The organism is Treponema sp. OMZ 838, assembly GCF_000775995.1.
GTDB lineage: Bacteria > Spirochaetota > Spirochaetia > Treponematales > Treponemataceae > Treponema.
Genome location: NZ_CP009227.1, coordinates 1,972,188 through 1,992,727 on the forward strand (window position 1 = coordinate 1,972,188; position 20,540 = coordinate 1,992,727).

A 20,540-nucleotide genomic window follows, 5' to 3' on the forward strand; every position below is an offset into this window, starting at 1 on the left:
ATGGCAGCAAAAAAGTATAATATCGATATCGCAGTTGCATTTACCGTCATCCTCATGGTGCTGATGTTTATTATCCCGCTTCCTACCGTGTTGCTTGATTTTTTTATGGCGTTGAACCTTACATTCAGCCTTGTCGTATTGTTGATTGTATTGTTTACCGCACGTGCTACCGACTTTTCGGTCTTCCCTTCATTATTGCTGCTTAGCACTATTTTCGGATTAGTGCTGAACGTGTCTTCTACCCGCCTTATTCTTTCAAAGGGAGAAGCCTTTGACGGAGCGATGATACGGGCATTCAGTTCATTTGTTATCGGCTCGACCGGCAGTCAAGGTCTTGTTATCGGCTTTGTCATCTTTATCATCCTTATTGCGGTACAGGCTTTTGTTATTACGAAAGGCGCTAAGCGGGTTGCCGAGGTTTCCGCCCGTTTTAAACTCGACTCTCATCCGACAAAGAGTATGTCCATCGATGCCGAATACAATGCGGGTATTATTACCGATGAAGAAGCCCGGAAGAAAAAAGAGCAGCTGCAGCGGGAAGACGACTTTTACGGCGCGATGGACGGTGCGAATCAGTTTGTGTCAGGTAACGTAAAAGTCGGTATTTTTATTACGGTTATCAACGTTATTGCCGGTTTGATTATTGGGATGGTGTTCCGGACTGAATCTTTTTCCAACGCACTGCGTACCTATACGACGTTGACTATCGGAGACGGCTTGCTTGCGCAGCTGCCTTCCCTCTTTTTGTCGGTAGCAACCGGCTTGCTGGTTACCCGTATGATCGACGAAGGGTCATTCGGGCAGGATATTAAAAAGCAGTTTTCCCAAATCGGGTGGATTTACTTTGTTGCTGCCGGTACGCTTGCTATTATGGGCGTACTGCCCGGATTTCCTCATGTTGTGTTATTTATTATCGCGTTTGTTTTGGCTTTTGTCGGCTGGAGAATCATCAAAGAAGAACAGACATTTAAAGCCGGTAAAGAAAAGCAAAAGCAGGCTGCGCAAAAACAGGCTGGGCAGCAGCGCACAGGAAGCGGAGGAGAGCCTGGGGCTGCCGGAGAAATTGCTCCCATCGTACCGCTTGATCCTTTGTCACTGGAGCTCGGCTATGCGCTGATTCCGCTTGTCGATAAGGACAAGGGTGCGGAACTGCTTGAGCGTATTACGCGCATTCGGCGGGAGGCTGCCCTTGACCTCGGTTTGGTTGCCCCGCGCATCCGTATTATCGATAATATGCGGCTTGAACCGAGTGAATATTGTTTTAAGATTAGGGGCGTAGAAGTGGCGCGGGGAAAAATCCGTATGGGTTGGTACCTCGGTATAAACCCCGGCGGCGTTTCCGAAGAAATTGCCGGCGAGCGTACTGTCGATCCTACCTTCGGCTTACCCGCTGTGTGGATATCCGAGGAAAACCGCGACCGAGCCGAGCGAGCCGGTTATACCGTGGTAGATCCTCCTGCGATTATCGCGACGCACCTCACTGAGGTGATTAAAAAGCACGCAGCCGAAATTCTCGGACGGCAGGAAGTGCAAGGTATTATGGATGCGCTGCGCAAAGACTATCCTGCGGTTATCGACGAAGTGGCAAAGGTATGCAGCCTCGGTGAGGTACAGAAGGTCTTGCAAGGCCTTTTGCGGGAACAGGTATCTATCCGTAACACAATCGTTATTTTGGAAACGCTTGCAGATTTCCGCCCGATTACTCCCGAAATTGTGCGTCTTGTTGAAAGGGTTCGACAGGCGCTTGGCAGGCAGATATGCTTGCAGTACGCCGATGAAAATAAAACGCTTCATGTTCTGACGATTGAACCTTCACTTGCTCAAAAAATTATTGAAAGCAGAATAGATACGGTGAATGGGCCGATGGCGGCTCTTGAACCGTCTGAGCAGCGGATGTGGATACGCTCGCTTATTCAAGCAGTTACAACGGTACAGAAAAACGGCTTTCTGCCTATTGTATTGGCGCCCGAAGCATCCTCTCGTGTTTTGATTAAAAATTCAACCGATAGGGAGATTCCTGATCTTGTTGTACTCTCCATCCCCGAAATTGCGAAAGACATACAGGTTGAAGTGATCGGTGAGATAAAATTGGAGCAGGATAAAAACTAATGGAACTTTTTGTTGAGCAAGATTCGACGTATGACAAATGTCTGAAAAAAATTACAAAAAAGCATGGTGATGCCGTTACCATCTGGAGAAGGAAAGACGCTAAAATCAGCCGCCTTTTTGGACTCTTCGAAAAAGATGTGGTTGAGGTAACCTTTACGGTAAACGATAAAATACCTCCGCGGCCGTCCTTGCTTTCAGAACAACAACCGGTGATGAGACCTCCAACCAGATTGTCCGGTGTGAGCAATCTGAACGATGAAGAAGAGCGGCTGAAAATCGTAACACGGTATGCAAATAAAAATCCTGCTGCTGCCGATGAGCTGCGCCAATATGTCGATATGACTTCGAAAAAAAATCCCGAGAAAAAGTCCGTACCTGTTTCTACGCCGAATGAGGAGAAGTCTGTAGAGAAACTTGCCGAAACGGTTGAACGGCTTGTGACGGAAATGAAAAAACAGAATGCGTCGCACGCTGATGCCGAACATGCACATATCGTTAAAGTGCAGAAAATTCTCGAAGAAAATGATTTTTCTCCTTCATATATCAAAAAACTGTCCGCCCGTTTGAAGGATGAGTTGAGCTATACGGAAATCGAAAGTTTTTTAACAGTACAGAAAAAACTCTTTGAACTGCTTGCCGAATCGATCAAAATTAAACCTGCCGACAGTCAACCTAAAACACGGGTGGTGCTATTAGTCGGCCCTACAGGGGTTGGAAAAACAACGACACTCGCAAAAATTGCCGTACAGTATATCCGTAAAAATTCCGAGCATCCCTTACGGGTTAAAGTGATTACGATTGATAACTGGCGTATTGGGGCAGCGTATCAGATGAAGCGTTACTGTGAATTGATGGGAATTCCTTTGATGGTAGCGTCAAGCCCTGCCGAAGTACGTAAATATATGGCATTGTATCGCGAAGAAGCCGATGTTATTTGTATCGATACCATCGGGCGGAGTCCGAAAGACCGAGAAAAGATTTCGACCATGCAAAATTATTTTACCGAACTGGGTGACGATGCCGAGGTATATTTGACAGTATGTGCCGGGACCCGAATAAACGACATTCGGGAAATTATGAAAGAGTATGCCGTTTTTAAATACAAATCGCTGATCATTACAAAGTTTGATGAAACCTCATATATCGGCAATTTATTGAGTATTATTTCGGAAACGGATATACCGATAACGTATATAACGGCGGGGCAAGAAGTTCCGCAGGATTTTATGCTTGCCGATGTCGAAGTCTTTTTAAGAAAACTAAAAGGCTTTTCAATCGATGGCGAATATATCAATCAACTGTGTAATAAAGATAGAGAGCAACTGCTCAAAGTTTCTGCTTTATAGGAGCTCGAAACACAACCGATTTGATAAAAGTTCAAAGTGTGGAGAAAAAAATGGGTGATCAAGCTGACGGATTACGTCTCTTAATGAAAGAAATAAATAAAGGCGCCGACAATACCGGAGGCGGACAGGATACGGCGCAAAAGACTCGAATTATTGCTGTGACCAGCGGCAAGGGGGGCGTAGGCAAAACCAATGTTGCTACCAATATGGGAATTGCGTATGCTCAGATGGGGAAGAAAGTTATCGTTATCGATGCAGATCTCGGGCTTGCCAATGTCAATGTTATTCTGAATGTCATTCCGCAATATAATTTATATCACGTTATTAAAAAGCAAAAGAGATTGTCGGAAATTATTATCGACACCGAATACGGTATTAAGCTGATTGTCGGCGCTTCCGGTTTTGCAAAGATTGCAAATATGGCAGAAGCGGAACGCAATGAATTTATTAACGAAATGTATACCCTTTCCGATGTCGATATCATTATTATTGATACCAGTGCCGGTGTATCTAAGAATGTATTGAGCTTTGTGGCTGCTGCCGATGAAGTGGTTATTATAACGACCTCCGAGCCGACCGCAATTACCGATGCCTACGGTATTATCAAGGTGATTGCAACGGAAGTCGATAACATGAACCTCAACCTCAAAATGATTATCAATAGAGTTGATTCTGCAGCCGAAGGCAAGCGGATTGCAGACCGTATGATAAAAATAGCTGCACAGTTCCTAAATCTTAAAATTGAATATTTGGGCTTCATCTATAATGATCCTTTGGTAACAAAAGCCGTACTCAAACAAAAACCTTTTATTATTGCAGAACCCAACGGTAAAGCGGCAAGCTGTCTAAAGCATATCGTATCCCGTATGGAAAAAACCGAAATTCCCGAAACCGGCGGTTTTGCGCACTTCGTAAAAAAATTATTCGGACGCAGCTGGGAAACGGAGTAGGATAGCAGACTGCATACAAATTTTATGAGTATATAGGGAAATTCCTGATAATTTTCGTTTTTTTGAGACTGTCTTTATTAACAAAAAGGAGAGCAATATGATGGCGTTTGCAATCGCTTTGTTCGATTGGATTATTATCGGACTTGGTGTGTACTTTTTTTGTCTTTCTGTGAGTAATGCTTTGTGGTTGGCAAAGGAATCTCGTCCTGCCGATTTAACCGATGGCCCGCTCGTTTCGGTACTTATTCCCGCTCGTGATGAAGAAGTACATATCGAGCAATGTATACAATCGTTTATGAATCAGACCTATACAAATTATGAAGTACTTGTATTAAACGATAATTCTACTGATAAAACAGGTGAAATATTAGACAGCCTCCAAGCGTTATATCCCGATAAGCTGAAAGTTTTTCAAGGCGTGCCGCTGCCGCCGGATTGGCGAGGTAAGCCATTTGCGATGGATCAGCTTTGCAAACAAGCAAAGGGAAAATACTGGCTGTTTACTGATGCTGATACTATTCATTCTCCTCGTTCCATCTCACTTGCAGTTACCAATATTATTTATCATAAGGTTGATTTTTTATCCGGGTATATTACGCAAAAAATGAAAACGTTTGGAGAAAAAATAACAGTCCCGTTGATGTATTTGCTTAGCGGTTTTATTTTGCCATTACAGATGTGTAAATGGAGTAAATTATCGGTTTTTGCAGTAGCTATTGGACAATATATTTGTGTGAAAAGTGATGCGTTTATGGAGTGTGGTGGGTTCAGTTTGGTTAAGGGGAAGACAACGGAAGATGTATTTATGGCTCGAACGATGAGGCGTCACGGGTATAAGACCGTTTTTTTAAATCTTAGAGATGCCGCATTATGCCGGATGTATACATCATGGCAAAGTGCTGTGAAAGGAATAAGCAAGAATATTTTTGATTTTATAGATAAAAACCATATTCTCCTTGTGTTTGCCGTACTCGGTATTTTTATTTTTTTAACTTTGCCTCCTTTTTTAGCGGTTGGATTAACGGCATATACACTCATTAGCACGCAGACTGTTTCATTTACGCTTGTAGCGCTATGGATTAATCTGATTTTAGTAGGCGGAACATGGGCGGTCATATTTAGAACGCAAGACATCGATAAAAAATTTATATGTATATACCCGTTACTGTTTACTAATCTGCTATATACTGCACTCCTTTCATGGGTTCATTCTGTAAAGAAACAAGGTTATGAATGGAAGGGGCGAATAGTTTATTGATGGAGATAATGCGTATATGACGATGACGGCACGGTTTAGGGCGGTATTTTTTGATAAAAATTTTTTACGAACGCTATTCACAATCGCTCTTCCGATTATGCTGCAAAATTTCCTCAGCGCCTTTGTCAATATTCTCGATACGGTGATGATCGGTAAGCTCGGTACTACCGAGCTTGCGGCTGTCGGTTTGGGAAACCAACTTTTCTTTTTGCTCAATCTGATTTTATACGGTATCGGTTCCGGCAGCATGGTATTTACGGCGCAGTTCTGGGGCAAGAAAGATTTTAAGGGCTTACATAAAACGCTCGGTATTTCTATGCTGGTGTCCGTATTCTTCGCTGTTTTGTTTACGGTTTGCTGTGTAAGTATGCCGAAAGAAATACTGTCACTGTATACAAAGGACAATGCCGTAATAGAAACCGGTGTGCACTATCTACGGCTGTCGGCGTTGTGCTTTATCCCATTTGCGATAAATTTTATGCTGATGATTACCCTGCGTTCCATCGAAAAGGTGAGAGTTGCAGTCGGTGCTACGCTGGTGTCTTTGGTTGTCAATACGACGCTGAATGCCATTTTAATTTTCGGGTTATTCGGCGCTCCGGCATTGGGTGTCCGCGGTGCGGCTATCGCAACCGTGATTGCCCGCTTTGTCGAGCTCTTTATTACGTTTACCATAACAAAGTATCGGAAATATCCTGTTTTAGGAACGTTAAAAAGTCACTTTACCTTTGATGCTAAATTCTTAAAAGTGTACCTCTTAATCGTATTGCCGGTACTGTTAAACGAAACGCTGTGGTCTTTCGGCATCACATTCCATCATAAAATTTTTGCAAGTATTAATACGTTCTCTTATGCAGCCTTTAATATTACTAATACTATTTCTCAGTTGACATGGGTTATCTTTATCGGCTTTGGGAATGGTGTGAGCGTTTTAATCGGAAAGAAAATAGGCGAAAAGCATGACAGCGAAGCGCGGCAATATGCTGCTAAAGTTCTGTTGTTTATTCCGATTGTTGCGATCTTTATCGGCGCCGCGCTGATTCCTATTTCCTATCTTGTTCCTTTTATCTTTAATGTGGAACCGATTGTGTTGTCAACGGTTAAAACACTGTTTGTCGTGTTGGCGTGCTGTTATCCCCTTAAAGCCTGCAATATGTGTATATTGATAGGTCTGGTGCGCGCGGGCGGCGATACCCGTTTCGGCATGATTTGCGACACCTTTATTATGTGGCTGATTGCGATTCCGCTTGCATCTTTCGTATCGATTCATACAGCGCTTCCGCCGTGGGTTATTTATATGTGTCTCTTTAGCGAAGAGCCGCTTAAACTGCTGCTAGGGCTGTGGCGGATCAAATCCGGTAAATGGCTTCACTCTGTCACCGACTAGTCATATTTGCCCTGCTATGATATGCTTTAGCGTATGAAAGATATGCGCCGAACGGTTCTTTTTTTACTTTCCTTTTTTTTCATTGCAATTTCCGGTTTTACGGATCCGTTGACGGAGGGAATGTATACCCGTGAGCGGCTGATGCAGGTGTACCGCAATGAGATAGCGGAGGCATCTTCACATGAAATAGCGGCGAGTGAAGTCGGCGAATGGTATGATATTATCGAAACGTCTCTCTTTATGCTGATACGAAGAACCGAGCTCTTTCGCGGCACGATGCGCTTAATTATAACCGACCGAAAAAATGCCCGCTGTATGATGTATCCCGACGGGACGTTTCTTGTAAGTACCGGTCTTTTGGATTATATCGATTCACTCCTTTTTATGGATACATCCGGTTCTGCGCGCAAGATACGGAATTTGAACAACGAACGGGAGAATTTTTTTGCTCCTATCGCTGCCGTGTGTGCGGCGCAGTTTGCGCTCAACTATTACAATACGGCTAAAAATACCGCATTTTTGCCTGAGCAAGTGTACACCGCCGACATCATGGCAAGTGTATTACTCACTATTGCCGGTTATCCTCAAGGGTTATTGGAGACATGGCTCGATCGGCTTGCTTCGCTTTACGCCGATACGGGAACGGCAAAAGTCTTTGCAGCGTTTTCAACCGGTTCCGTAAAACCTGCTGCACGGCTTGAGCAGTTGAATGGCAACGGAGAAGATATTACGCATCTCTACGAAGAAATTTCCGGAGTGCTCTTTGCACTGCAGAATCGTAGAGGAACCGCCGATGCCCGTACCGTGTTGGGTAATGTACTACAGCTCTTCCCGCAGAGCCTTTATATCAATCGCTTGAATGCCTTGGTAGCTCATCAGGAGTGGCTGAACAGTCTTGATAAGCGGGATACGGAGATGGCAACTATTCTTCCTGCTGCAGTGTATGATAATGCATCGGTTTTTGCGTTCTTTCAGTCGGCGGATTTTATGTTTGAAAATGATGACGATGAACAGTCCGACTACTTTTCAAAGACAATGCCGGCACGGAGTAACAGCGCTCTATATGAGCAGGCAAAAAAAGCATATAGCGATTATCTTACTATGATATACGAGGCTGGAATCGCATCGAGCTATGCGTATCTGCTCGCATCCTCTCCGTTGACTCATGAGCGGAATGCGGTACTCAGTATTGCGGAACAGGCTGATCTCTTTCATACGGGAGCCGATGATAAAACCGCACGGGCAAACTATGCTGCGCTGTTATCTCTGCTAAGAAAAGACTATACCAAGGCGCAGCAGCTGCTTGCCGATTGCCTCTATTCATCTGTCCGAAAAACAACCGGTAAAGTATTGTTTATAACAACGGGATTTCCTGCCGATGAACGGCTGATCCGCTGCAATTATTTCCGTATCCTAAAAAAATTACACAATAAAACAGGCGCTGCAAAAGAAAGGCAATGGCTTGCCGATATTTTAAAAGAACCTGAAACCGCTGTTCCGATTGTTCTCCGCAAGGTATCCGTCGGCGATACGGTCGATAAACTATTGAGCGCTTGGGATAGACCGTCTACCATTATCTACAATTATTACAGTGAACGTTGGTTGTATCGTCTGCTTAATACCGAGATCATCATCCGTTCTAAAGATGAGGATGGTGCGGTACTGCAAATAAGTATCGGCTTTCCATCGTCGCTCTCGCTCTTTAACGAAATACGTACCGGAGATTCCCGTGAGGCTTTTGAAAAAGCATGCGGAAAGGCGGTGTATCGCAGCTGCGATGCTCTGATGTATCACAAACAGGGAAATCTCTTACAAGTGATATACGGTAATAACAAAGTACGAAACATTACAATCCGGAACATCAATGAAAAAAGGTAATCTTGTCCTCTATAAGAATCAACCTGCACTTATTACCGATGTGCAAGCTGATAAGTTTGAAATTACGCTGGAAGCCGGCACAAAGAAAGTTCGCGAAAAAGATATTGTGCTGCTCCATGGCGGAGAATGCCGGAGTATTAAAGCAGCGCTCGATGCCGCAGTACCTGCTGCGGATTTTGCCGAAGCAGCGGATTTCTTTGAAGGAGAAACGCCGTCTTTCGCTGAGCTTGCAGAGCTCTTGTGGGGAACGTATACAGCGGAGCAAAGCTGGAAGCTCTGGCAAGCACTTGGCGCTTCACCGTATTTTATCTGCACTTCGCCTGTAGAGCCGATCGGTATCCGCACACAAGCAGAAATAGAGCGGCTCAATCAAAAAGAGGCGGAAAAAGCACAGGCCGAAAAACTGCGGCAGGATTTTATCGCTGCACTCCGCACCTGTATGCAGGGAAAGCCGTTTACCGAAAGCAAAGAGTTATACACGCCGTTTTTTCAAGAGCTTGAGGCGCTTGCGCTGGGGAGTTCTTCCGCTTCCAAAATATTAAAAGATGCAAAACTGGAGCAAACTCCCGAACAGGCGCACGATATTCTGTTAAAAACGGGTTTTTGGCCTATTGAAAAAAATCCCTATCCGGCACGCTTCGGGCATTCGCTTCATTCGTCAAAGGCGGATATTCCCGAGCCGGTGTTTCCCGAAGCGCCGCTCGATTTGACGGCAATTCCTGCGTATGCAATCGACAATCCCGGCAGTACCGATCCCGACGATGCGGTTTCTTTTGACGGGACATACTTGTGGATTCACATCGCAAACCCTGCCGACACCATTCAGGCCGATACGCAAAGCGATACCGATGCCTGCGCACGCGGCGCAACGCTGTACACGCCGGAAGGAGCTGCCCGAATGCTCGGCGAAAAAGCGGTTGACTATTTTGCCCTCGGGTTAAAGCCGATATCTTATGCGCTTTCCTTTAAGCTGCTCCTCGGCGCTGACGGTGCAATCGAAGAAGTAGGTATCCACCGCACTCAGCTTTCGGTTATCAGGATGACGTATGAAGAAGCGGATGCTCAAAAAGACTCGTCCGCATTAGCGCCGCTTTTTGCCATAGCGGAGAAAAACCGCATCAGGCGGGAAAATGCAGGCGCCGTATCCATCGATTTTCCCGAAGTATCGATTACGCTGACGGAGCAGGACGGCACAAAACGGGCGCAGGTTCAGCCTGTTGTCCAGACCGAAGCCGCCGCAATGATTAAAGAGATGATGCTGCTTGCAGGAGAGGCAGCAGCCCGTTTTGCCTTTCAGCATAGTATTCCGTTTCAGTATATCAGTCAGGAGGCACCCGAATTGCCGAATAAGCTGCCGTCCGGCCTTGCCGGGGAATACCGGAAGCGGCGCGCCATGCGTCCGCGCAGCGTGGGCACCATTCCGTCGATGCACGCTGCGCTCGGGCTTGCGATGTACGGACAGGTAACAAGCCCGCTCCGCCGTTATGGAGATTTAGTCAGTCATCGCCAGCTGTTAAACTATATTGACGGTAAACCGCTGACGCCTGCGGCGGATCTCATCCTTAAAATAGCGGCGGGGGACGTGGCGGGGCGCGCCTGTGTTTCTGCGGAACGGGCATCCCGTCAGCATTGGACGCTCGTGTACTTGCTGCAAAACCCCGATTGGCGCGGTACGGCAGTGGTACTCGAAGTAATGGGCAAAAAAGCCCATGTCTTTATTCCTTCACTTGGATATGAAGGCGACATGACCTTGGACATCGAGCCGGAACTTAATCAGGAACTGACCGTAAAGGTACGCCGTATCCGTCTTGCCTATCTGCAAGCTTCGTTTGAACAGGTATGAGTTTTATAGGCTGTGTGTTAATTACACGCTCAACAATACTTTCTCAGATTTTTCTGAAATTGCTCCTTTAGGACTCCCGATAATTCCATTCCGCAACCTTCCCAAAATCGTAAAAGACAGGTATACTAAAGAAGATAATCAGGACAACCCCCTAAGGAGTATAGATATGGCGATGCAAAAACAGTATGCCCGTGAACTGATGCGGTTTATCGATCAAAGCCCGTCGGTGTATCATGTGATTGAAAATGCCGGTAAAAAGCTTGAGGCTGCCGGTTTTACCCGTCTCAATCTTTCGGATGCCTTTCAGTTAAAACCGGCAGGAAAGTACTTTGTCACTGCAAACGGCAGCGCTCTTATTGCATGGCAGATGAGCCGCGGGAAGAAAGCGCGCGGGTTTAAGCTTGTCGGCAGTCATAGCGACTCTCCCTGCTTGCGGATAAAGCCGCATCCCGAAGTAACGGTGCAGGATCATTATCTCAAGCTGAATACCGAAGTATACGGCGGGGCAATTCTTTCAACATGGTTTGACCGGCCTCTTTCTGCAGCGGGACGTGTGGTTATACGGACTGATGATCCGCTTGCGCCTCAAGAAATGTTGTTCTCGTTTAAAGGCTCTCCGCTCATTATACCGAACCTTGCTATCCACATGAACCGTGAGGTAAACGACGGGTATAAAATTGAACGCCAAAAAGATGTGCTGCCGCTGCTCGGCATTATCAATAAGAAATTTGAAAAAGACGGGTATCTCGTTTCGCTCATATCAAAACAGCTGCATGTACCGGTGAACGCAATCCTCGACTTTGACCTCTATTTGTATGATACGCAGCCGGGAAGTTTTTGCGGTCTTTCCGATGAATTTTTTTCGACGGGAAAAATTGACAACCTCGGTATGGCTTACGCCTCCCTCGATGCGTTGATTGCACAAGATGCTCCGTTAGACTATGTTAAAGCCGCCTGTATCTTTGATAACGAAGAAGTCGGCTCGGAAACGATGCAGGGCGCCGGAAGCCCGTTCCTTGCGGATACGCTCAAGCGGATTACGATTGCTCAGTGCGAGGCAGGTGAGCAGTGGTTTGAGCTGTTCCAGCAGCAGTTGAGCAGGTCTTTCCTTATTTCCGCCGATCAGGCGCATGCTTACCATCCCAATTATCCCGAAAAAAACGATATTACCAACTTCCCGCTTGTAAACGGCGGCCCCGTAGTAAAACTTGCCGCTTCGATGAGCTATGCGAGCGACGGAATTTCGGCAGGGATATTTAAGGATCTCTGTGTAAGAGCCGGTGTCCCGTGCCAGAACTTTGTCAACCGTTCGGATATAAAAGGCGGTTCAACCATCGGGCCGATTACGACGACAAACTTGCGGATTAAGACGGTCGATATCGGAAACCCCATCTTGTCGATGCATTCCATTCGCGAGCTGGGCGGCGCGGCGGATCAAGCCTATATCACGCAGGTATTTAATCAGTATTACAAAGAATAATCCGGCTCCCCGCATCCGGCGGGAATTGCTAGGGGGATGACAAAAAGGCAATAGGCTTTTGAGGCGCCCCCTATACGGCGCTTCCTTAAGATATATGCTAAAAATGCCGAAATTACAAGAGAAAGGGGCTTTTGTGCGCGTTTATGCCGAATTTAAATGAAATTACGAAGTTTAGAGAAGATCTGAAAAATATTGCTCATGAAGATGAAATAACCGCTCGGTGGGGTGAACGAGTTTATGACGAACTCCCGCCTCCGGATCCGGCAGAGGTACCTGATATTGATCTTGATGCCTTGCTGCCTGCAACGGAGCCGGAGCAGACGGCTTCCGTAAGCGATACCGTTGATGAATCTTCCGAGTCTATACCCGCATCACAACAGCATACCGAACCTACCTCCGGTATGTTTGATACCGTGCCGGTTACAGATGCACCCGACATATCGATGGATACCCCTTTCCCCATTGATTTTGATAATCTCGGCACCAACGGCACTTCCGCACAAAGTAATAGTATCTCTTCCGATGATAACGTTGCAGCGCCGCAAAAATCCGGCAAACCGAGTACTGCGTCCGATGAACCCGAAGTGGTAACCGGAGACGCGTATCCTGTTGACGAAGAAGGAATGCCGGATACCTCAGACATGGACGCATTTCTTTCTTCGTTTAATTTTGACAATCTTTCCGGCGACGATGCCGTAGCTTCCGATACGGCCGAATCGGATACTGCTGACACATTATCCGATGAGCTTGACGATCCTTTCAACTTTGATACCGAGTTAGCCGATGTCGATTTAACGGCCGGTACGGATTCTTTCGACGGTTTAGGGGAATTGAGTGCACCCGATTTCGATGAATCCGGACTGTCTGCCGGTGATAGTTCGCAAGATGTACCGGAAATGTCCGAAGCCGGTGAGCTGCCTGAGGTATCGGATGATACCGCTTCGGTAAGCGCTGACGATCCGTTTAATTTTGACGATATGCTTTCTTCCTTCGATTTTGCTCCCGAACCGATAAAGGTAAATGAATCTGCATCAGCCAATGACGATATGATTCCGGAAGATGTGGAAACGCTGGATGAAAATGATGAAGTGCCGGCGGGTGATGATACACTTCAAGAAGAACGTACCATCCCCGATATTGCTATCCCGGACATTGATTTATCGGCTGTCGATTCTCTTTCTGAGGATACTTCAAGCGATTCTGATATTCCCGATGATTTGGATGCAATGGAAGATCTCTCGCATTTCAATATTCCCGATATAGATATGGGAGAAGATGAAGAAAGTGCTCAATTTCCGGTATCAGATGAAATGACAGGGGGCGATGCTCCTTCTCATTCCGATACTGCAGTCGGCGGTTCCGATACATCGGATAATTTTGAAAATATGGATGAGCTTGCACTTTATTCCGAAAACAGGGATGAGCCTATGTCATCCGATGCCGAATCGCCGGATGAGGAAACGGACACATCGTCATTTGAATTTAGTATGGATACTCCGGATACCGAACCTATCGGTATTCCGCCGATTTCCCAGGCCGATACGGGGTTTGACGGTATCGGGATGCCGGAGCACATAACCGATACCTTTTTTAGTCAGCCGGAGAGCGATAGCGGCGATCAAAGCGGTTTTTCTTTGGAAGAAAATCCGCTTGACAGCAATATAACCGAAGTCGTTGACGATCAATTCAATCTTCCCGATAACTTTAAAGATTTCTCGGCAGATGCTCATTCACAGATGTTCGATTCCGTGATCGCCAAGAGCACCGGTTCTTCGGATGACAGTGAAGCTTTAACAATATCGGATGATGATTATTTCAATTTCTTAAACAAGCTTGAAACCTTCCCGTTTAATGTGCAGCTTGCTATTCAGGACTATATCGCCAACGGCGATGACCGTCCTGAGAATAAGATGAACTTTATCCGCTTTGTATTGGAAAAAGATTCTCTTAAAAAAGTTGTCAATAAACTCGAAAAGATAATCAATAGATCGATTCCTATTCCGCGCGGATTTCAACGGCAGAGCGTTGAAGACTACGAAAAAGAAAAGCAGACCTTTAAATATTGGTTCATGCACCGATTCTTGCCCGTGGCGGTTATGACCGCGATTGCACTGATTCTCGTATTCTGTATTTCAGTTTTGTCGTGGCAGTTTATTTATAAACCGGTAAAGTCGGAATCTCTCTATAAGACCGGATATTCTTATCTGGAGAACGGTCAGTATGAAACTGCAATAGAAAAATTTAATCGGGCAGGCGAGTATAAGCGGAAGAAAAAATGGTATTTCTCGTATGCCCGTGCTTTTAGAGCAAAAAAACAATTTACTGCTGCAGAAAAAATGTATCTCCGCCTGATTTACGACTTTGCTAACGATAAGCAGGGCGGCTTGGAATATGCAGATATGTTGAGCACCGATCTGCGTAATTACGAAAAAGCTGAGGCGGTTTTGCGCCGGCGTGTTCTTGATCAGCATATCAATGATAAAGATGGAATGCTCGCCCTTGGTGATGTGTTTATGAATTGGGCTGATGAAGAGCCTGAGAAGTATGGTGAGGCGGTAAAGATTTACAGCAGGTTGATCGAGCTATATGGTGAAAACGATATCTTCCTTGCGCGGATGATGCGCTATTTTATCCGCACGGATAATCTGGCAGAAGTGCTGAACCTCAAAGATCATTTCTCTTCCCGTATAACGAAAATCGGAGCGGCAAATCTCACTGAATTGAGCGGTTATTTACTCGAAAAGCGGTATAATCCTAAACCGCTCGATTCCGAAAAACTCCGCTCAAAAATCGACGATGTCCGTATGCTATTGGAAAAAGCCGTACAGACGGATAAAACGATGCCGGAAGCCTATTACAATTTAGGCCGCTTCTTTATCTACAATAATAAGCAGGACGGCGCAATCGAAAATTTGACTGAGGCGATTCAGTTGTTCAAAACTGCCGCCCCGATGACTGCGCGGCGTACCGGTAATTATGTCGATGCAATGCGCCTGTTGGGAGAGCAGCTGGTAGATCAGAAAAAATACCTTGAGGCTCAAACCCTTTATGCTGATGCACTGAATATATACCGGGAATATACTGCCTTTAAACCGCTGCCGCCGAACAAAGCTATCGGAAAACTCTATGCAGATTACGGCGACATCGACTACTTTATTTCGTATAATTTTGATTCGGCACTTGACAGCTATCAAAATGCGGTGAAGGAACTGTATAACACGCCGTCGGTAAATTACCGAATCGGTTATATACATTATCAACAAGAAAATTACCGGCAGGCAATAGAAGCCATGAGTCATGCGTATGCAGAAAAAGCACACGATAAGAATTTGCTGTATGGATTCGGAAATGCGTTCTTTAAGCGGGGTGATTATTTTGCTGCTTTGGCTGCGTATGAGGAGCTTTTAACATTGCTGAATGCACAGCGTGCGCGGAAAGAACAAGCTTTGTCCAATACCCGCCCTGATGATGCTGCGTTTATTGAACGCTATATGCATACGGCTAATAATTTGGGTGCGACGCTGAGCAGATTGTCCGAACGAACCGGCGACTCTCAGAAGAATGGGCGTGCACTTGCGCTATATGCGGAATCTACCCGTGCATGGGATGCGTTAACCAGAAATCCTCAGACGATGATCCGTGCAAAATCAGTCGGCTTAGCCTATTTGAATACCCAAAATATGCTGAATACAAAGAGTCCGTATCAATCAGAGATTTACACCGATATACCGATGATTCTTGAAAATGAGAGAGCGCTGGAACAAAAAGAGGATAAATAGTTTATGGATACTGAGATTTTAAAGTATATTACAGCCGATACGGCAAATGGTATTACGGGCGTATTATGCACAATTATCGAAGCGCATGGTTCTTCGCCGCGGGAAGCCGGAACGTCGATGTGGGTAACTCCGGAGCGTATCCGCGGTACGGTAGGCGGCGGTGGTTCCGAACATGAAGTTATCAAACAGGCACGTGAAATGCTGAAAACAGGCGATACTACCTGTATCATAAAGAAAAATCTTACTGCAGAGGAAGGTCTCGCGTGCGGAGGTTCTATCCAAGTGTATCTTGAAAAGATCGGGAATGATCCTGAACTGTTTATCTTCGGCGGCGGACACGTCGGCCGTGCGCTTGCGAAGATTGCCTCTTTTATCGGTTTCCGCGTTACCGTTTGGGATGACCGTGCCGATTGTATTACGGAAGATTTGTTTCCGACAGCGCGGCGGCTCTGTTGTCCGCTGGAACAGCTCTTTCTCAAAGAAACGGCTGCATCGGGTCAAAATAATCAGGCAGCGCACGATAATTCGCCGTCCTGCGGCATCGCTGCGCCTCAAGAAGCTGTACCGGCATCTCATACCGTCCTACAGTTTCACGAAAATGTATACTGTGTTGCGGTAACCCGCGGGCATCGCTGCGATGCGGATGTCTTGCGGTATCTGTGCGGTAAGAAACTTGCCTATATCGGCATGATCGGCTCATTTGAAAAAAATGCTGCGGTTGTAAAGCTGCTTGCCGATGAAGGTATCGGCAAAGAGTACCTCGATTCCATCTATAAACCGATCGGGCTGCCCATCAGAGCAGAAACACCTGAAGAAATTGCCGTTTCCATCGCTGCCGAGCTTATCGCTGTCCGTCACCACGGAAACCCCGCACTATTACGCAGAGGCTACACCGAATCCCGTCACGGATAGACTTTTCGGAGGATACCTGACGTTCCTCGTCCGCCGCTGCCCCGCAGGCATTTATGTAATTCATAGTTAAGAATTATGATCGGATGTGTTTCCGTTTTCCGCACCTCTTATCATTTGCCCCCGTTTTTGCTATAGTTTCGGGTATGCCTCAAGATTTTGTTCATTTACACGTGCACTCCGACTATTCGCTGTTGGATGGTGCTTCTTCGATAAAACAACTGGTAACAACCGCTAAAAACCTCGGACAAACAGCCCTTGCGCTGACCGACCACGGCAATATGTTTGCCGCCTTGCGCTTTTTCCGTGAATGTAAGGCGCAGGGGATAAAGCCGGTTATCGGCTGCGAAGTATATGTTGCGAACGGCAGCCGCTTCGGAAAGCCGGAGAATACCAATACCGGCGTCCGCAAATACTTTCACCTTATCCTGCTTGCCGAAACCGAAACCGGCTACCGGAATTTGATGGTGCTGTGCTCCAAAGGTTACACCGAGGGAATGTACTATAAACCGCGTATTGACGAGGAGCTGCTGACACAGTATTCGGAGGGGCTTATCTGCCTTTCAGCCTGTCTTGCGGGGGAATTACCGTCGCTGCTGTTGCAGGGTAAAAAGGCTGAAGCTGAAGCGCATGTCAGGCGCTACCGCAGCATATTCGGTATCGACAATTACTTTATCGAGCTGCAAAAGCATGGCATCGCCGACGAGGAGAAGGTTGCGCCGATGCTGATTGAAATAGCACGCAAGATAGGCGTGCCGATGGTGGTAACGAACGATGCTCACTATGCGGAGCAAAAGGATGCGGTTGCGCAGGATATCCTTCTCTGTATCGGCACAAAAAAGAACCGCTCCGACACCAACCGCATGAAGTTTGAAACCGATCAATTCTATCTCAAATCGGCGGAGGAGATGGAAAAGCTCTTTCCCGGTTATCCCGAAATGCTGTCCAATACCTGCCGCATCGCGGATCGCTGTAATTTCGAAATTCCGCAGCCGGGGCCGCTCCTTCCCGTGTATCAGATACCGGAAGATTTCGCGACAAAAGAAGAGTACATCACCCACCTCGTGCACGAGGGCTTAAAAAAACGCTACAATCCCGTTACCGAAGAGATGACCCAACGCGCCGACTATGAACTCGGTATTATCATGAAGATGGACTTTGTCGGGTACTTTCTTATCGTATGGGATTTTATCAACTGGGCGAAGGAGCACGGCATTCCGGTTGGGCCGGGGCGCGGTTCCGGGGCGGGTTCCATTGTCGCCTACGCGATGCGGATCACCGACATCGACCCGCTTAAATACAAGCTGCTGTTTGAACGCTTCCTTAATCCCGAACGTATTTCCATGCCGGACTTTGACGTTGACTTCTGCTTCGAACGGCGGCAGGAGGTTATCGACTATGTCCGCAGAAAATACGGTGATGAAAGCGTCGGGCAGATTATCACGTTTGGAACATTGAAGCCGAAAGCCGCAATCAAGGATGTCGGGCGGGTGTTGGAAATTCCGCTTGGCGAGGTAAATGCCATCACCAAAATGATGCCTTCCGATCCCAAGCTCACGTTTGAAAAGGCCTTTGCGGATGTCCCCGAACTCGCCGAAATGCGCTCCGACCCGCGGTACACGGAGCTTTTTTCCATTGCGGAAAAGCTTGAAGACCTCAACCGGAACACGAGCCTCCATGCGGCGGGTATTGTTATCGGTAAAACGAAGCTGACCGATTATGTCCCGCTGTACAAGGATTCCAAGACAGGCAAGACCGCCTCTCAGTTTACGATGGATCTAATAGAAGATTGCGGTTTGGTAAAGATGGACTTCCTCGGGCTCAAGACGCTGACGCTGATTAAGCACACGGAAGACCTTATCAAAAAGCGGGGAGGGGAGTACGCGAACTTCTCCATTGCGCAGATCGATGAACAGGATGCGGCGACGTTTAAAATGCTCGGCGAAGGAAAGTCCGCCGCGGTCTTTCAGTTTGAAAGTCAGGGTATGCAGAACATCTTGAAACGTGCAAAGCCCGATAAAATAGAAGACCTCATCGCGTTAAACGCTCTCTACCGTCCCGGTCCGATGGCCTATATCGATCAATTTATTGAATCGAAATTCGATGCATCGAAAATTCAATATCCCGACCCTTGCCTCGAAGACATATTGTCGGAAACCTACGGCGTTATCGTCTATCAGGAACAGGTTATGCAGGTAGCGCAGCGTATCGGCGGCTACAGCCTCGGTCAAGCGGACTTGCTGCGGCGCGCAATGGGAAAGAAGAAAAAAGAGGTTATGGAAAAGGAGAAAACGCGGTTTATCGAAGGCGCCGTAAAAAACAATTTTAAGGAAAAAGACGCCGACCGTATCTTTGAAATTCTGATTCCTTTTGCCGGTTACGGATTTAACAAGAGCCATGCCGCCGCTTATTCGGTGCTGGCGTATCAAACCGCCTATCTCAAGGCGAATTTTCCTGCGGAATTTATGGCGGCGAACCTCACCAACGAGATTACCTCGACGGATAAGCTGCCGGAGTATATCAGTGAAGCGAACAAGATGGGGCTTGCCCTCCATGCGCCCGACATCAATACCTCGGAAGAATATTTTTCGGTCTATGAAGGAGATATCGTATTCGGGCTGCTCGGTATTAAGGGGGTAGGGGAGCAAGCTGCCCGCGATATTGTCGCTGAACGCACTGCGCACGGCCCCTACAAGTCGTTTATCGATTTTCTCGACCGGCTGGATCTACATACCGTGAATAAAAAGAACTTGGAAGTGCTCATCAAGACGGGGTGCTTCGATAAGCTGGGACAAAACCGTTCCGAGCTGCTGGATAATCTTGAAGCGGCAATGGCGTTCAGCGCGCAGAAAAAAGCGGGATCGGCAGTCGGTCAAACCAGCCTGTTTGAGGATACCGGCATTAAAGAGTTTTCCGATTTTACCTTTAAGCCGGTCAACGATTTGCCGCAAAAGGAAAAGCTCCGTATCGAAAAGGAGCTGATGGGCTTTTATATTTCCGGCCATCCCCTCGATGAGTACAAAAAGGCGATTGACCGCAGCGCTACCTTGGAGCTGATTAATTTCCGGCGTGCACAGAAAGAAAAGCTGTATACCATCGTCGGGATGATTACCGGCATCCGCCCCTATCAGACTAAAAACGGCAAATGGATGGGATTCGGCACCTTTGAAGACCGTACCGGAACCATCGATTTAACCTTCTTTTCCAAGGTGTGGGAAGAAAACCGCGCCAATGCGCTGCCTGAAACAGTGTGCGGCCTTATCGGGAAAGTGGACTGCTCGCGCGATACGCCGTCGTTCCTCGTTGAATCGATGGTCAGCATCGATGAGCTGAAAGAGCGTTCGATTAAAGAGGTACATCTTGAGCTTGATCCGCTCATCGAAACCGATTTACAGTTTCAGCCGCTCAAGGATTTCCTCTTCGGTGCGCAAGGTACCTGCGATATTTTTATCCATATTACCGATAACGATACCGTCTATCAAGTGAAAGGCTCTTCGCAGCTGAAAGTATCTTCTTCCGATGAATTTATCGAACAGCTGGGGAAGCAGCCGGGGGTTCTTCAGGTCTGGAAAGAATGAGTCCTTTTGAAAATATACGACGC

At 46.8% G+C, this 20,540-nt stretch carries 11 protein-coding genes; all 11 read left to right on the top strand.

Annotated features, from left to right (window positions below):
* The 11 genes from flhA (at window position 1) to dnaE (ending at window position 20,517) form a co-directional block, all read left to right on the top strand.
* Window positions 1-2,109 carry a flagellar biosynthesis protein FlhA gene (flhA, locus tag QI63_RS09060; protein ID WP_044015712.1) on the top strand — a complete coding sequence of 703 codons (2,109 nt, stop codon included), beginning with the start codon at window positions 1-3 and terminating at the stop codon, window positions 2,107-2,109.
* Window positions 2,109-3,455: a flagellar biosynthesis GTPase FlhF gene (flhF, locus tag QI63_RS09065; protein ID WP_044015713.1), complete on the top strand. Its 1,347-nt coding sequence runs from the start codon at window positions 2,109-2,111 to the stop codon at window positions 3,453-3,455. The genes flhA and flhF overlap by 1 nt, the downstream gene beginning before the upstream one ends.
* Before the next feature lie 50 nt (window positions 3,456-3,505).
* Entirely contained in the window at window positions 3,506-4,405 is a 900-nt protein-coding gene (locus tag QI63_RS09070; protein ID WP_044015715.1) for a MinD/ParA family protein, read from the top strand.
* Window positions 4,406-4,502: 97 nt separating this feature from the next.
* Entirely contained in the window at window positions 4,503-5,663 is a 1,161-nt protein-coding gene (locus QI63_RS09075) for a glycosyltransferase family 2 protein (RefSeq protein ID WP_044015717.1), read from the top strand.
* Between the two features lie 16 nt (window positions 5,664-5,679).
* Complete coding sequence (locus QI63_RS09080) at window positions 5,680-7,050, top strand: MATE family efflux transporter (RefSeq protein ID WP_044015719.1); 1,371 nt, start codon at window positions 5,680-5,682, stop codon at window positions 7,048-7,050.
* Window positions 7,051-7,083: 33 nt separating this feature from the next.
* Window positions 7,084-8,928: a hypothetical protein gene (locus tag QI63_RS09085; RefSeq protein ID WP_044015721.1), complete on the top strand. Its 1,845-nt coding sequence runs from the start codon at window positions 7,084-7,086 to the stop codon at window positions 8,926-8,928.
* Complete coding sequence (locus QI63_RS09090) at window positions 8,915-10,771, top strand: RNB domain-containing ribonuclease (RefSeq protein ID WP_044015723.1); 1,857 nt, start codon at window positions 8,915-8,917, stop codon at window positions 10,769-10,771. Before QI63_RS09085 ends, QI63_RS09090 begins: the two co-directional genes overlap by 14 nt.
* Before the next feature lie 166 nt (window positions 10,772-10,937).
* Window positions 10,938-12,251: a M18 family aminopeptidase gene (locus tag QI63_RS09095; RefSeq protein ID WP_044015724.1), complete on the top strand. Its 1,314-nt coding sequence runs from the start codon at window positions 10,938-10,940 to the stop codon at window positions 12,249-12,251.
* A 143-nt stretch (window positions 12,252-12,394) separates the two neighbouring features.
* Window positions 12,395-16,030, top strand: a complete 3,636-nt coding sequence (gene flcA / locus QI63_RS09100) for a periplasmic flagellar collar protein FlcA (protein ID WP_044015726.1) — start codon at window positions 12,395-12,397, stop codon at window positions 16,028-16,030.
* 3 nt (window positions 16,031-16,033) lie between these two features.
* Window positions 16,034-16,942: an XdhC family protein gene (locus tag QI63_RS09105; RefSeq protein WP_044015728.1), complete on the top strand. Its 909-nt coding sequence runs from the start codon at window positions 16,034-16,036 to the stop codon at window positions 16,940-16,942.
* A gap of 143 nt (window positions 16,943-17,085) precedes the next feature.
* Complete coding sequence (gene dnaE / locus QI63_RS09110) at window positions 17,086-20,517, top strand: DNA polymerase III subunit alpha (protein ID WP_044017257.1); 3,432 nt, start codon at window positions 17,086-17,088, stop codon at window positions 20,515-20,517.
* The last annotated feature ends 23 nt before the right edge of the window (window positions 20,518-20,540 follow it).